Source organism: Mesorhizobium sp. M0626, from assembly GCF_040320665.1.
GTDB lineage: Bacteria > Pseudomonadota > Alphaproteobacteria > Rhizobiales > Rhizobiaceae > Mesorhizobium.
Genome location: NZ_JAMYQD010000011.1, coordinates 14,759 through 28,009 on the forward strand (window position 1 = coordinate 14,759; position 13,251 = coordinate 28,009).

The following is a 13,251-nucleotide window of genomic DNA, read 5'->3' on the forward strand; positions in this document are numbered from 1 at the left end:
GCACAATCGACAGCGAGGGGTTTCGAGGTACGAAGTAGAGAATGGCAGCCAAAACGATCATCAGCCGGCCCATTTACGGAACCCTGTCCCCGCAGCCCGGCAAGCATCATCTTTTCGTGGCGGATGCGGAAGGCGCGCTGGCGATCGTCGATATGGCAAGGACGGCGCCCCCCGGCTTCTTCGACGGCGCCGAAATCGTCTTCATTCCCGGGGCCGACGGCAAGCATGTTGCCGCTCTTGAGGCACTGAAGTCCGCGCAATTTCATGTCGCGCCAACCTTCGCCAGCCTGCTGCCCCGGCTGAAGCAGACGCTTGCCAACGCGCATATGGGCCTGCGCCTCTATCTCGCCGGCACCGAAGGGCTGATCGGCCAGGCCATGCAGGTGGCGCTCGAAGCCGGCATCGATCATACCTCCATGCAGACCGAGCATCGCGGCTCATTGGCGCGGCGCATGCAGTGCGTGCATTGCAAAGGCATCACCGAAAATGTGACGACGCAGCCGGCCACCTGCGCGCATTGCGGCCTGCTGCTTCTGGTGCGCGATCATTATTCGCGACGGCTGGCAGCATTCCAGGGCGTCTGCATAAATGCCGAGGATCGCTCGGAGATTCCTCCCATCGAGGAGGTCTTCCCATGAGCACCGGCACCACCAAGCTCGATGTCGTCGTCAGCGACGTCGTCCCGGTCAACGAACTGGTGACGCGCTTCCATTTCCGCCGCCGTGACGGTGAGCTTTTGCCGACCTTTTCCGGCGGCGCCCATGTCGTGGTCGAGATGCGCGATGGCGACCGCACAAGGCTCAATCCCTATTCGCTGATGGGATCGCCGCTCCACACCCGCGAATACACCATCTCGGTGCGCCGCGACGATGTCGGCCGCGGCGGCTCGTTGTTCATGCACCGGAGCGTCAAGCCCGGCCTGGAGATGGTGGTCAGCTACCCCGTCAATCTGTTCTCGCTCGACCTCAGGGCAAAGAAGCATCTGATGCTTGCCGGCGGCATCGGTATCACGCCGTTCATGGCGCAGACCGCGCAGCTCGCCGGGTCCGGCGGCAATTTCGAGCTGCACTACACCTGCCGCACCGCCTCGCTCGGCACCTATGCCGATGTGCTGCAGGAGCGCTATGGCCGTCGCGTCCGGCTCTATCACGACGACCGCGACGAGCGCATCGAACTCGACCGTCTCTTGTCCTCGCAGCCGCTCGGCACCCATCTCTATGTCTGCGGCCCGGCCGGCATGATCAACTGGGTGCGCGAGCGCGCCACGGCTCTCGGCTGGCCGGCGGAGACCGTGCATTACGAGCATTTCGCGGCACCCCAGCCCGGCCTGCCGTTCGACGTCACACTTGCCGTCAGCGCCAAGTCCATCCGCGTCGGCGAGCAGCAGAGCCTGCTCGAAGCCATCGAGGCCGCCGGCGTCGATCCGCCCTATCTCTGCCGCGGCGGTGTCTGCGGCCAGTGCGAGACCAACGTCATCTCGCATGACGGCAAGTTCATCCACAACGACCACTGGCTGAGTGAGGAAGACCACCGCTCCGGCTGCAAGATCATGCCGTGCGTGTCGCGCTTCGAAGGCAAGTCGCTGGTCCTGGAAAGATAGGAGGCGAGCTTGGGCATCACCTTTCGCAAGGAAACGTTTCGCGACGATTTCACCTTCAGGAACAGCCCGGAACACATCAGGCGGTTTCCGTTTCCGTTCCACGAAGACAGCTACATGTATGCGGTCAACATCGAGCCGCATGTCGTCGGTCCCAAGGGCAGCGTGCTGGAAAACCTGATCGACGTCGACGAGCACTATGTCGCCGAGATGCAGGACCGCGCTTTGGTGCTGGCCGAGGATCCGCTGCGCTGCCAGTCGCTGCCGCACATGACGCTGGCCGGCTGGGACCTGCTCGAACTTTTGATGGAGCAACAGGCACTTGGCTATCCCGAGCATTTCACCCTGATCCGCGACGGCGACCGCTGGCGCTGGATCAACCGGCCGCTCGGCATCGACGACACCTTCACCTTCGGCGACACCTCGACACTGCCTTACGGGCCGATGGAGTACATCACCCGCCAGAGCCAGGGCGATTTTTGCATCCTCGACCAGCGCGACGGCAATCTGTGGATGGATGCCGGCATGGTCACCACCCAGGCCGACTGGTCGCTCGATTTCGACATCGGCATGAATTTTTTCGAATGGCACGCGCCGGTGCCGCTGGCGCATGAAAAGGGCATTTTCGTCAGGGCGCTGAAGTTCCTCACCAACATCCAGCAGGGCAAGCCGGCGCGGCGGCTGAACTGGACGATGACCATAAACCCGCGCCTCGACACCAGCCCGGAGAATTACCACAAATGGGGCCCGGACCGCGCGACGGTGACGCCCGAAAATGTCGGCGACAAGGTGCATCTGCGCGTCGAACTGCAAAGCTTCTGGCGCTTGCCGCGCTCGAACGGCATCGTCTTCCCGATCCGCTGCTATCTGATCAAGATGAACGAACTGGTGACACAGCCGAAATGGGCAAGGCGACTGCACCGGGTGATCCGGGATTTGCCGGAAGAGCTGGCCACCTACAAGGGCCTGACGCGGTATCGGCCGACGCTGCTCGAATGGCTGTCGAAGTTGGATGATGGCAGTGCGACGTCACCGGGGTTCGGGCCGGACTAAAGGCCCCCTCATCCGGCCGCTGCGCGGCCACCTTCTCCCCGAGCGGAGAAGAGATCGCCAGCGCTGACGCCAGACTCCTCTCCCCTCGGGGAGAGGTCGGATTGCCCCGAATTGCTCTTGCAATTCGGCCTTGGCAATCCGGGTGAGGGGGCTGCGGCGGTCCGATTACCCAGCGCTATTCTGCGGATAGCAAATGATCGACAGATACCGCATCGGCAGTTTTGTCAGCTGCTCCGGCCCATGCGGCGCATCGGCGTCGAAGAACAGGCTGTCGCCCGGCTTCATCGGATAGAGGTTGCTGCCGTGCCGGTACACCACCTCGCCCTCCAGCATGTAGAGGAATTCCATGCCCTCATGCTGGAAGGTCGGGAACACATCCGAATCCTCGGTCAGTGTGATCAGATAGGGTTCGACGACGACGCCGCTGGTGTTGGAGCCGATATGGCCGAGCAGATTGTATTGATGGCCGGCGCGGGTGCCGCGGCGTTCGACATCTAGCCCTTCGCCGGCCTTGACGAAGACGGCGCTGCGCTCTTCCTCGAAACGCCGGAAGAAGGCGGTGACGGGAACGCCGAGCGCCCTGGACAGCGCCTGCAGTGTGGTCAGCGACGGCGAGGTGATGCCGTTCTCGATCTTCGACAGCATGCCCAGCGAAATATCGGTGGCGACGGCGAGATCGGCGACGGTGATGCCGAGCTTCTTGCGGAAGGCGCGCACCTCGCGCCCGATCGCCACCTCCAGCACTTTTTCGCGCTTGTCGCGAATGGCGTGCGGATTCTGCGTCAGCGGCGCGCGGATGGCCTTCCCATCAGCGGAGGTCTTCGGCAGCGGCTTTGCTTTTGCCGAAGCGGGACCAGCCTTGGAGTCGGAACTTGTCTTCGCCATCTCGCCCCCGAATCCCTGTGATTTATTTCACTCCAGGTGAACATATTCGGTGCCGATACAGAAACGCAACCGCGACAGCAAGCCCTTAAGTCGAATGGTGTCCGCTCAGGATTTGCGCTGTCATCAGTTTCTGCTGGAAATCTGGTGGGGCGAAATGCGGTTTCGCCATAAGCCCAGTTGACAGCATCGAAGAGGCAATTACTGTCACTGTGAGTGAAATTTGTTTCGTAAGAGCAATCCTAAGAAAAGCGTGAAGCGGTTTTCCCATAGGAACTGCGTCAAAGTCGAAATCATCCCGGGAGGCCTGCCATGAAAACGCGCGTTGCCGTCATTGGAGCGGGGCCATCCGGTCTGGCCCAGCTCAGGGCCTTCAAGTCGGCTGCCGACAAGGGCGCCGAGATCCCCGAAATCGTCTGCTTCGAAAAGCAGTCGGACTGGGGCGGCCTGTGGAACTACACCTGGCGCACCGGCCTCGACGAGCATGGCGACCCCGTCCACGGCTCGATGTACCGCTACCTCTGGTCGAACGGACCGAAGGAGTGCCTGGAATTCGCCGACTACACATTCGAGGAGCACTTCGGCCGTCCCATCGGCTCCTACCCGCCACGCGCGGTGCTGTGGGATTACATCAAGGGCCGGGTCGAGAAATCAGGCCTGCGCAAATGGGTGCGCTTCAACAGTCCGGTGCGCATGGTGACCTTCTCGGACGAGACGAGAAAATTCACCGTCACCGCGCATGACCGCACGAACGACGTCACCTACTCCGAGGAGTTCGACAATGTCGTCGTTGCCTCAGGGCATTTCTCGGTTCCCAATGTTCCTTATTTCGAAGGCTTTTCGACGTTCAACGGCCGTATCCTGCACAGCCATGATTTCCGCGATGCTATGGAGTTCAAGGGCAAGGACATACTGATCATCGGCCGCTCCTATTCTGCCGAGGACATCGGCTCGCAGTGCTACAAATACGGCGCCAGATCGATCACTTCCAGCTACCGCTCCAAACCGATGGGGTTCAAATGGCCGGAGAACTGGAAGGAAGTACCGCTGCTGCAGAAGGTCGTCGGCAAGACGGCGCACTTCAAGGATGGCACCACCAAGGACGTCGACGCCATCATCCTGTGCACCGGCTACCTGCATTCCTTCCCGTTCCTCACGGAAGAGCTGAAACTGAAGACCGCCAATCGCATGTGGCCGGACGGGCTCTATGAGGGCGTCGTGTGGGAGAAGAACCCGAAACTGTCCTATATCGGCATGCAGGACCAGTTCTACACTTTCAACATGTTCGACGCCCAGGCCTGGTTCGCCCGCGACGTCATCATGGGCCGTATCAAGCTGCCGTCGGTACAGGCGATGGCCGAGCACGGCGCCAAGTGGCGGGCACGCGAAGAGACGCTGGAAGACGCCGAGCAGATGATCTGGTTCCAGGGCGACTACACCAAGGAATTGATGGACCAGACCGACTATCCCGGCTTCGACGTCGAGGCGGTCAACCAGACCTTCATGGAGTGGGAGCACCACAAGGCGGAAGACATTATGAGCTTTCGCGACCACGCCTACCGCTCGCTGATGACCGGCACCATGGCGCCATTGCACCATACGCCCTGGCTGCAGGCGCTGGACGACTCGATGGAAAGCTATCTCCAGGTGAAGGGCGTGGCGGCGGAATAGGTCGGCGTGATGCAAAACAATGCGCCGGCACCGGCCCAGTTTCAATTCAGAGGGTAGTCGGGAGCCGCATCGGTCTCCGTCACCTTGACCCACACCAATTCGCTATAATAGGCACCCTCCGGGCCGGTGCCGTACATGGACAGTCTGTCAGCCATCAGCAGATGTGTCATGTCGTTGAGTGCCCGGCCGGTCGGCTCCTCGGGCCAGGCGAAGACGCCGTCGGTTTTGGCGCCGAACCTCACATCGGTGCAGCCGAAATCGATCTCGACCTTCCAGGATAGCAACGGCCTGATATCGCTGGGCGGCGGGCGCGGCGGATCGGGCTGCTCGAAGTGATGGTCGACCGAGACTCTCGTCGGCACTGCCGGCGTGATGCCTTTGGCTTTGAAGGAGGCGATGGCGTCGTCGCCAAATCTTGCGAGCAGGCCAGCGTGCCATAACCGGTAGGTCGCGCGGAAAAAGCCGCTGACCCGGATAGATTTGCCGTCGTTGTTGAAGACGTTCACAGCGGCGTAGAAACGGCGCAGTCGTGGCGCCAGCGCCGGCCAGTCGCATTCGGCCGGTGTCCCCGGCGTCGAGATGAAATCGTCAAGCAGATCGCTGCCGCGCACATTGGCGTTCAGCACCGTGCAATCCTCACCATGGATATGCCAGTGCCGCCGGAGCTCGGCTGCTGCGATGCCAGGCTTGCGCAGCTCTTCCACCGAGGCGCGAACCCGAGCAATCGCGTAGGACGTAGCCGCATCCAACGTCTCAAACCCCGAAACCACATGCTCGCCGGTCTTGGCCATGTCGAAGACGACGACAGTAAAAGGCGGTTCGCGCTGATCGGACATTCGGCAGCAAGCTCAGGCTGGTCGAGGATGAAGCAGCTTTCCGCGCGAAAATGCGCCAAAGTCAAGAGCTGGAGCGCGGCCTGCCATTTCCAGAAGAGGCGAACTCCAGAAGAGGCGAAACCGTCTATCCGAGCCGTGCTTGAGCTTTCGCGGCTCAGGGGTCGAAGACCGACCGCGATGATGTCGATGGCAGGTTGTTGCCAGCCCGCGACAATGCCGCGACTTTGGACAGTGCGACCAACACTTCCTGGCCGAGATCGCGTGTGCCGGCCACGGGGCAGGTGATGATCATCACTTCAATCCAGCGGATAGTCGGGAGGCGCCTCCGTCTCGGTCACCTTGGCGGCTAGTATCTCGCAGTCGTTGGCCCAGTCGGGGCCATCGCCGCGCATGGCCATCATGTCGGCCATCAGCAGGAACTGCATGGTTCTGAGCGCCCAGTCGGTGGGCTCTTGCGGCCAGGCGAAGATTCCGGCGGCGTCGCCGCCGAACTTCACGTCATGGCAGACAAAACCGACCTCGACCTTCCAGGATCGCAGCGTCACGCCTGGCGGCGGGTAGGGCGGGTCGGGAAGCTCGAAGTAATTGGCGACCATGAGCTTCGTCGGCTCCGCCGGCTCGATCCCCTTGGCCTTGAAGGCGGCAATGGCGTCGTCGCCAAAGCGCTCGAGGAGGCCGTCTCGCGTCAGCCTGTAGGTCGAGCGAAAGAAGCCGCCCGCCCAGACGGATTCGTTGTTGCCGTTGGAGATCAGCAGCGAGGCGCGGAAGCGGCGCAGCCTTGGCGCGAGAACTTGCCAGTTGCATTCGGCCGGCATCGACGGCGTCGCAATGAAATCGTCGAGTAGATCGCTGCCGCGCACTCCGGCGTTCAGCACCGAACAGTCTTCGCCATAGAGGTGCCAGAGCTGGCGAAGCTCAGCAGTGGCGATGCCGGGCTTGCGCAACTCCTCCACCGAGGCGCGAACCCGCGCAATGGCGTAGGACGTCGCCGCCTCCAGCGTCTCAAACCCCGAAACTACGTGCTCCCCGTCCGGCTCGCCGGTCTTGGCCATGTCGAAGACGAGTACGGCAAAAGGCGGTTCGCCGGGATTGGACATTCAACAATTATCCTAGTCTTGCCCGCGCCTTCGCCGTCCAGGCATTGAACAGCCGGTCTGCGACGATGCCGATGAAAGCGATGGCGAGACCCGCGACAATGCCGCGTCCGGAATCGGCCTTGGACAGCGCGATGAAGACTTCCTGGCCGAGGTCGCGTGTGCCGACCATGGCGCAGATGATGATCATCGCCAGCGCCATCAGGATCGTCTGGTTGACGCCCAGCATGATTTCGGGAAGCGCCAGCGGCAATTGCACGCGAAAGAAGGTCTGGCGCGGCGTGCAGCCGGAAACCTTCGCCGCCTCGATCAGCGCCGGCGGCACTTGCCGGATGCCGTGATTGGTGTAGCGGATCGCTGGCACCACGGCGAACGCGACCGTTGCGATCATGGCGGTGACGTCGCCGACCCGGAACAGCATCACCACGGGAATGATGAAGCAGAAGGACGGCAGCACCTGCAGCGTGTCGATGATGGGCGTGACGATCTTTTCGAAGCGGTCGCTGCGGGCGGCCGCGAGACCGATCGGAATGCCGATCAGGCAGGCGATGAAGGCCGAGATGCCGCAGAGATAGACTGTGGCCATAGTCTTTTCCCAAAGGCCGGTGACGGCGCAGAAGGCGGTCAGCGCCGCGACAAGGGCGGCCAAACGCAGGCCACTGAGCTGATAGCCGGCGAGGCCGAGCAGGGCCACCGCGCCGAGCCACGGAAAGCCTTCGCAGAAGGCGCGCAGCGGGTTCAGTACATTGAGGATGAGCGCCACGCGAAACGCTTCGATCACGTCGAAGAAGTTGATCGTCACCCAGCTCACCGCCGCCTTCCACAGTGGCGCGGTGGTGAAGGTGATCTCCTTCGGCACCGCTGCGAAGGCCGGTACGAACAGGCCGAGCAGCGTCGTCACGACCAGGATGGCGATGGCCAGCGACAGATTGGGATAGCGCCGCCAAACGCTCTGGTTCGCCTGCCGTTGAACGTGGTCTTTTGCCTGCTTATGCGCGATCGCCTGGCTCAGCCGGTCGAGCGCGATTGCGAGCGCCACAATGGCGAGCCCGGCTTCCATCGCTTCGCCGACCTTCAGCGCACGCAGCGCCAGCAGCACATCATAGCCGAGGCCGCCGGCGCCGATCATCGAGGCGATGATCACCATGTTCAGCGCCAGCATGATCACCTGGTTGACGCCGATCATCAGTGTCGGCCGCGCCGACGGCAGCTGCACGCGCCACAATTTCTGCCGCGCCGTGCAGCCGGCCATCTCTGAGAAATCGTCGATCTCGGAGGGCACCCGCGACAGACCCAGCATCGTTGCCCGCACCATGGGCGGCGTGGCGAAGATGGCGGTGGCGATCATCGCCGAGACCGGGCTGTTGCCGAACAGGAGCAGCATCGGGATGAGATAGGCGAAGGTCGGGATGGTCTGCATCAAATCGAGGGCAGGGGAGATGATCAGCCGCTCGGCCCATGGCTTGCGCCACGCCCAGATGCCGGCGAACAGGCCGGTGACGATGCAGAACGGCACCGCGATGGAAATCAGTGCCAGTGTCAGCATGGCGCTGGTCCACTGGCCGAACAGCGCGGTGTAGAGGAAGCAGCCGCCGACCAGCATGCCGAGTTTTCTACCGCCCACGGCGTGCCCGGCGATGAAGGCGGCTACGCAGACGCCGATCCAGGACAGGCGCGGCAGGACATAGGCATCGGCACCGTGACCAATCTTGAAATTCTTGGCCAGCAGGTCGAGCGCGAAATCGAGGGGAACGCCGAGCACCGCGGTGATCGAGCGGGTCAGCCAGGACAAGTTCGACTTGATCCAGCGCATCAGCGCACTGACCCAGTCGGCGACGGGAACGACCGCATCGGCCGGATAGTCGACCGCCCATGGCAGCCTCTCCTGCAGCAGGAATACCACCAGCACGGCGGCCAGCGCCAGCGCCCAGATCAGCAGCCAGCGCTGAACCGGTGGCCTCGTTTGGCTGGCGCTTGCAGTCACCGTCATGCGCCGGCTCTTTGCTTGTCGATGCCGGCCAGCAGTCCGATCACGGCTTGCGGCGTCACCTCGCCGATCGACTTGCCGCTGCCGTTGACCACCGCGAACGGTTTTCCCGAAGCGACGATGCTGGCCGAGAAGCTGGCGATCCTGGCGTCGGGCGAAACCGTGCCGCCATGCTCGGAGCCATCCAGGGCACGCATCAGGCTGCGCGCCGAAATCACCTTGGCGCGGTCGACATCCCGGGTGAATTCGGCGACATAGTCGGTCGCCGGATTGACCACCAGTTGCTCCGGTGTGCCGATCTGGATGACCTCGCCGTCCTTCATGATGGCGATGCGGTCGGCCAGCCTGATCGCCTCGTCGAAATCATGGGTGATGAAAACGATGGTCTTGTGCAGCATGGTCTGCAGCCGCATCAGCTCGTCCTGCATCTCGCGGCGGATCAATGGGTCAAGCGCCGAGAACGGCTCGTCGAGGAACCAGATCTCCGGCTTGGTCGCGAGGCTGCGGGCAATGCCGACGCGCTGCTGCTGGCCGCCGGAGAGTTCGCGCGGATAGAAATGCTCGCGGCCGCGTAAGCCCACGAGATCGATCACCTCCCGCGCTCTCGCTTCGCGCGTCGGCCGGTCTTGGCCCTGGATACTCAGCGGGAAGGCAATGTTCTCCAGCACGTTCAGATGCGGCAGCAGCGCGAAATTCTGGAACACCATGCCCATGCGATGGCGCCGCAGTTCGATCAGCGCCGAATCGGAAATCTTGAGCAGATCGTTGCCTTCGAATTCGACCTTGCCGTGGGTCGGCTCGACCAGCCGCGACATGCAGCGCACCAGCGTCGACTTGCCGGAGCCGGACAGCCCCATAATGATGAAAATCTCGCCCTGGCGGATTTCGAGATCGACGGCGCGCACCGCGCCGACCAGTCCGGCCGCGGCGATGTCGGCCATGCTGGCCTTGCCGTCACGCTCGCGGATGAAGCTGGCCGCGTTCGATCCGAACAGTTTCCAGACATTACGGCAGGCAAGCTTTATCGGCCGCACATCCTCCGGCGTGCCAGTTGCCTGCGGTTCAGTCGCTTCCGTCATCCAATGGTCCTTCTGGAAAATGGAGATAAGACCCGGCCGCTAGGGCCGGGTCTGGCTTCCAGTCAGGCGATCACTGCGCCCAGGCTTTCCAGTCTGCTTCGTGGGCGGCGATCCAGGCGGCGGCGACATCTTCGGGCGTCTTGCCGCCGAGGTCGATCTCGCCGCTCATCTTGTTGAGCTCATCGGTGTCGATCGTGTACGCCTTGGCCACCTTGTAGGCGACCGGCCATTTGTCCTTCATGCCGGACCAGGAGTATTTCCAGATTTCGCCATGCGGTTTGCCGCAATCATATTTGGCATCCGGGTTGGTGCCCCATTTCGGGTCGGTGTAGCACTCGGGCGTATACTCCGGGAATTCGACCCACTCGCCCTTGTACTTGGCCGGCGCCCAATGCGGCGAATAGATCCACAGCATGATCGGCGCCTTGCGCTGATAGGCCGAGTCCAACTCGGCGAACATCGCCGCGTCGGTGCCGGCATGGATGACGGTGAAGGGCAGCTTCAGCGCCTCGACGCGCTCGTCGTCAAAGCCTTCCCAGGTTACCGGGCCGCCGAGATAGCGGCCCTTCGGCGCCGTCTCCGCTGTCGAGAACGCCTCGGCGCATTTCGGGTCCTTCAGCGCTTCCCAATTGGGCAGGCCGGGGCATTTCTCCTTCATATATTCGGGAAACCACCATTCCTCCTTGGCCTTCGGCCCGAGCTTGCCGAGCCGCTCGGTCTGGCCGGTGGCGTCTGAAGCCTTCATCGCTTCGCCGGCCGTCGTGTCCCAGAACTCCAGGCCGACATCGAGGTCGCCATTGGTGAGGCCGGTGGTCAGGCTGGAGAGGTAGTCGGCTGTCGGATATTCGACGGTATAGCCGAGCTTTTCGAGGATACCGCCAAGGATCTTGGCGTTGAGGTTGACGCTGGTCCAGTCGAACAGCGCGATCTTGATCGGGTCGTTGGATTCAGGTGCTGCTGCGTGGACCGGTGATGTAAGCGCACTTGCGGCGGCAAGCGCCAAGGCTCCCATTGATAGGTTCGAAATCACACTGCGAAATGACATGCTTGTTCTCCTGTCAAACCATGTGGAAATTTCTTGATCGTTCCCTTCTTGCGTCTTTTCTTGATTGTGTTGGAAAGGCGGGTCGTTACGCAAGCTCGTTCGCACCAAGCCAGTGCCGCGGCCGCAACTTGCGCAGGCGAAATGGTTGCTCGACTTGGTGTTTATGTGATGCCGGGCGGGCCCGCGTCATGGCATCGGATGGATTGCTGCGTGAGCAATCGTCAACGGATCGATCGCCGCTCCAGCGGCGCTCTCAGACGTGCGAGCCATCAAGGTCCCATGGTCTCGGCCGGCAAGCCCCATCCCCGCCAGGCCGTTTCATGGGATGGAATTATATATACCAACGTTCATGCGGCGCAACGGCTGATGCCCTGTGCACTGCGGAATTTCAGACTGGCGATTGCCAACCGCCAGAGCTGACGTTCACGACATGATCAGGCCGCCATCGACATTGATGGTTTGGCCGGTGATGTAGGTGGCGTCGTCGCTGGCGAGAAAGCTGACCAGGCCGGACACGTCCTCGCCGCTGCCGGCGCGTCCCATCGGGATGTTCTTCACCCATTCGGCCATCAGCTCGCCGGGCTTGTAGTCACCCATCAGCTTGCCCCACGCTGCGTCATTATAGGCCCACATGTCGGTGTCGATGATGCCGGGGCAGATGGCGTTGACGGTGATCTTTTCCTTGGCCACTTCCTTGGCCAGGCTCTGGGTAATGCCGACGACGCCGAACTTCGACGCCGCATAGTGCGGCGTGTAGATGAAACCCTGCCGCGCCTGGCCCGATGCCGTGTTGATCAGCCGGCCGCCGTCGCCATGCTTGCGAATGCGCGCGATCGCTTCCTGGCAGCACAGGAACACGCCCTTGGTGTTGACGGCCATCACCTTGTCCCACTCGGCCTCGGTCATCGCCTCGATCCGGGCGATGGTGATGACGCCGGCATTCTGCACCGAAATGTCGACACGGCCGAATTCCTTCTCGGCGAGGTCGTAAAGCGCGGTGACCTCATACTTCCTGGTAACGTCCATGCGCATCGACGCGACCTTGGCGCCTGCCGCTTTCAGGCCGGCGGCGACGTCCTCGACGCGGGTATCGATGGCGCTGACCACGACCGCGGCACCTTCCTCGGCGAAGCGCTTCGCCATCGCCGCGCCGATGCCACCGCTCGCGCCGGTGATGACCGCAGTCTTGCCTTCAAAACGCTTCTGCATCTTTTCTCCTTACCAGCAGACAAAACCGCCATCGACGATCAGGTCGATGCCGGTGACGTAACTCGCGGCGCGGCTGGCCAGGAACACGGTCGGGCCGACCATCTCTTCCGGCGTCGCCATGCGCCCCATGGGCGTGTCGCGTTCGAAGATCTTGATCTGTTCGGCGACCTCCGGCCGCTTGTTCATCGGCGTCAGCGTGTAGCCTGGGCTCACCACATTGACGCGCAGGCCGCGATCGGCCCATTCCATGGCGAGGCTTTTCGACATGTGGATGACCGCCGCCTTCGACGAATTGTAATGCGCCTGGGTCAGGCCGCGATTGACGATCGAACCCGACATGGAGGCGATGTTGATGATCGAGCCCTTGCGCCGCGTCAGCATGGCGCGCGCTTCGGCCTGGCAGGACAGGAACACGCCGCTGACATTCACGTCGTAGATTTTCTGCCATTTCTCCAGCGACAGCGTCTCGGCGGCCTCGGCTCCTGCAATGCCGGCATTGTTGACGGCGATGGTCAGCGCGCCGAGCTCCTTTTCCGTGCGCTCGACTGCGGTCGCCAGGTCGGCCTCCGACGTCACCGTCCCGGTCAGCACCACCGCCTTGCGGCCAAGCACGGCGATCCTGTGCGCGGTCTCATCCAGCCCGCCTTTCGAGGCATGGCCGAAACAGGCTATGTCGGCGCCGGCTTCGGCGAGCCCGATGGCAATGGCCTGGCCAATGCCGCTGCCGGCGCCTGTTACCACCGCTACGTCGCCGCTGAGATCGAATAGTTTCATGTTGTTCCCCCTCCTGAAATGAAG

Annotated in this window: 13 protein-coding genes; 4 read left to right on the top strand and 9 right to left on the bottom strand. The window is 62.5% G+C overall.

Annotated elements, in window-relative coordinates; genetic code table 11:
- Positions 1 to 41 precede the first annotated feature (41 nt).
- Genes NKI37_RS15250 through NKI37_RS15260 form a run of 3 tightly spaced genes read left to right on the top strand, consistent with a single transcriptional unit; the run spans position 42 to position 2,650 of the window.
- Positions 42 to 638 (top strand): dimethylamine monooxygenase subunit DmmA family protein, encoded by a 597-nt coding sequence (locus NKI37_RS15250; protein WP_023668542.1) that lies wholly within the window; start codon positions 42 to 44, stop codon positions 636 to 638.
- Positions 635 to 1,600: a PDR/VanB family oxidoreductase gene (locus NKI37_RS15255; RefSeq protein WP_352462066.1), complete on the top strand. Its 966-nt coding sequence runs from the start codon at positions 635 to 637 to the stop codon at positions 1,598 to 1,600. Before NKI37_RS15250 ends, NKI37_RS15255 begins: the two co-directional genes overlap by 4 nt.
- Before the next feature lie 9 nt (positions 1,601 to 1,609).
- A complete protein-coding gene (locus tag NKI37_RS15260; protein ID WP_352667612.1) occupies positions 1,610 to 2,650 on the top strand; it encodes a heme-dependent oxidative N-demethylase family protein in 1,041 nt (346 codons plus the stop codon).
- A gap of 165 nt (positions 2,651 to 2,815) precedes the next feature.
- Here NKI37_RS15260 and NKI37_RS15265 read toward each other — a convergent pair whose 3' ends face one another.
- Positions 2,816 to 3,535, bottom strand: a complete 720-nt coding sequence (locus NKI37_RS15265; protein WP_352667609.1) for a helix-turn-helix domain-containing protein — start codon at positions 3,533 to 3,535, stop codon at positions 2,816 to 2,818.
- Positions 3,536 to 3,844: 309 nt separating this feature from the next.
- Between NKI37_RS15265 and NKI37_RS15270 the strand changes: the two genes are divergently transcribed.
- The gene (locus tag NKI37_RS15270) at positions 3,845 to 5,203 is read left to right on the top strand and encodes a trimethylamine monooxygenase (RefSeq protein WP_023668538.1); all 1,359 of its coding nucleotides are present in this window, start codon (positions 3,845 to 3,847) and stop codon (positions 5,201 to 5,203) included.
- Between the two features lie 41 nt (positions 5,204 to 5,244).
- Here NKI37_RS15270 and NKI37_RS15275 read toward each other — a convergent pair whose 3' ends face one another.
- The 8 genes from NKI37_RS15275 to NKI37_RS15310 all read right to left on the bottom strand — a co-directional run bounded on the left by NKI37_RS15275 (position 5,245) and on the right by NKI37_RS15310 (position 13,227).
- Complete coding sequence (locus NKI37_RS15275) at positions 5,245 to 6,039, bottom strand: hypothetical protein (protein ID WP_023709928.1); 795 nt, start codon at positions 6,037 to 6,039, stop codon at positions 5,245 to 5,247.
- Between the two features lie 154 nt (positions 6,040 to 6,193).
- Positions 6,194 to 6,331, bottom strand: coding sequence for a hypothetical protein (locus NKI37_RS15280; protein WP_023726364.1), 138 nt, complete (start codon positions 6,329 to 6,331; stop codon positions 6,194 to 6,196).
- 4 nt (positions 6,332 to 6,335) lie between these two features.
- On the bottom strand, positions 6,336 to 7,136 hold the full coding sequence (locus tag NKI37_RS15285) for a hypothetical protein (RefSeq protein WP_352790418.1): 801 nt from the start codon (positions 7,134 to 7,136) through the stop codon (positions 6,336 to 6,338).
- Positions 7,137 to 7,143: 7 nt separating this feature from the next.
- Positions 7,144 to 9,123, bottom strand: coding sequence for an ABC transporter permease (locus tag NKI37_RS15290; protein WP_352790420.1), 1,980 nt, complete (start codon positions 9,121 to 9,123; stop codon positions 7,144 to 7,146).
- On the bottom strand, positions 9,120 to 10,199 hold the full coding sequence (locus tag NKI37_RS15295) for a quaternary amine ABC transporter ATP-binding protein (protein WP_023668534.1): 1,080 nt from the start codon (positions 10,197 to 10,199) through the stop codon (positions 9,120 to 9,122). Before NKI37_RS15295 ends, NKI37_RS15290 begins: the two co-directional genes overlap by 4 nt.
- 70 nt (positions 10,200 to 10,269) lie before the next feature.
- The gene (locus NKI37_RS15300; protein ID WP_023709181.1) at positions 10,270 to 11,244 is read right to left on the bottom strand and encodes an ABC transporter substrate-binding protein; all 975 of its coding nucleotides are present in this window, start codon (positions 11,242 to 11,244) and stop codon (positions 10,270 to 10,272) included.
- A gap of 423 nt (positions 11,245 to 11,667) precedes the next feature.
- Complete coding sequence (locus NKI37_RS15305) at positions 11,668 to 12,453, bottom strand: SDR family oxidoreductase (protein WP_023668532.1); 786 nt, start codon at positions 12,451 to 12,453, stop codon at positions 11,668 to 11,670.
- A 9-nt stretch (positions 12,454 to 12,462) separates the two neighbouring features.
- Positions 12,463 to 13,227: an SDR family oxidoreductase gene (locus tag NKI37_RS15310; protein ID WP_023668531.1), complete on the bottom strand. Its 765-nt coding sequence runs from the start codon at positions 13,225 to 13,227 to the stop codon at positions 12,463 to 12,465.
- Between the last annotated feature and the right edge of the window lie 24 nt (positions 13,228 to 13,251).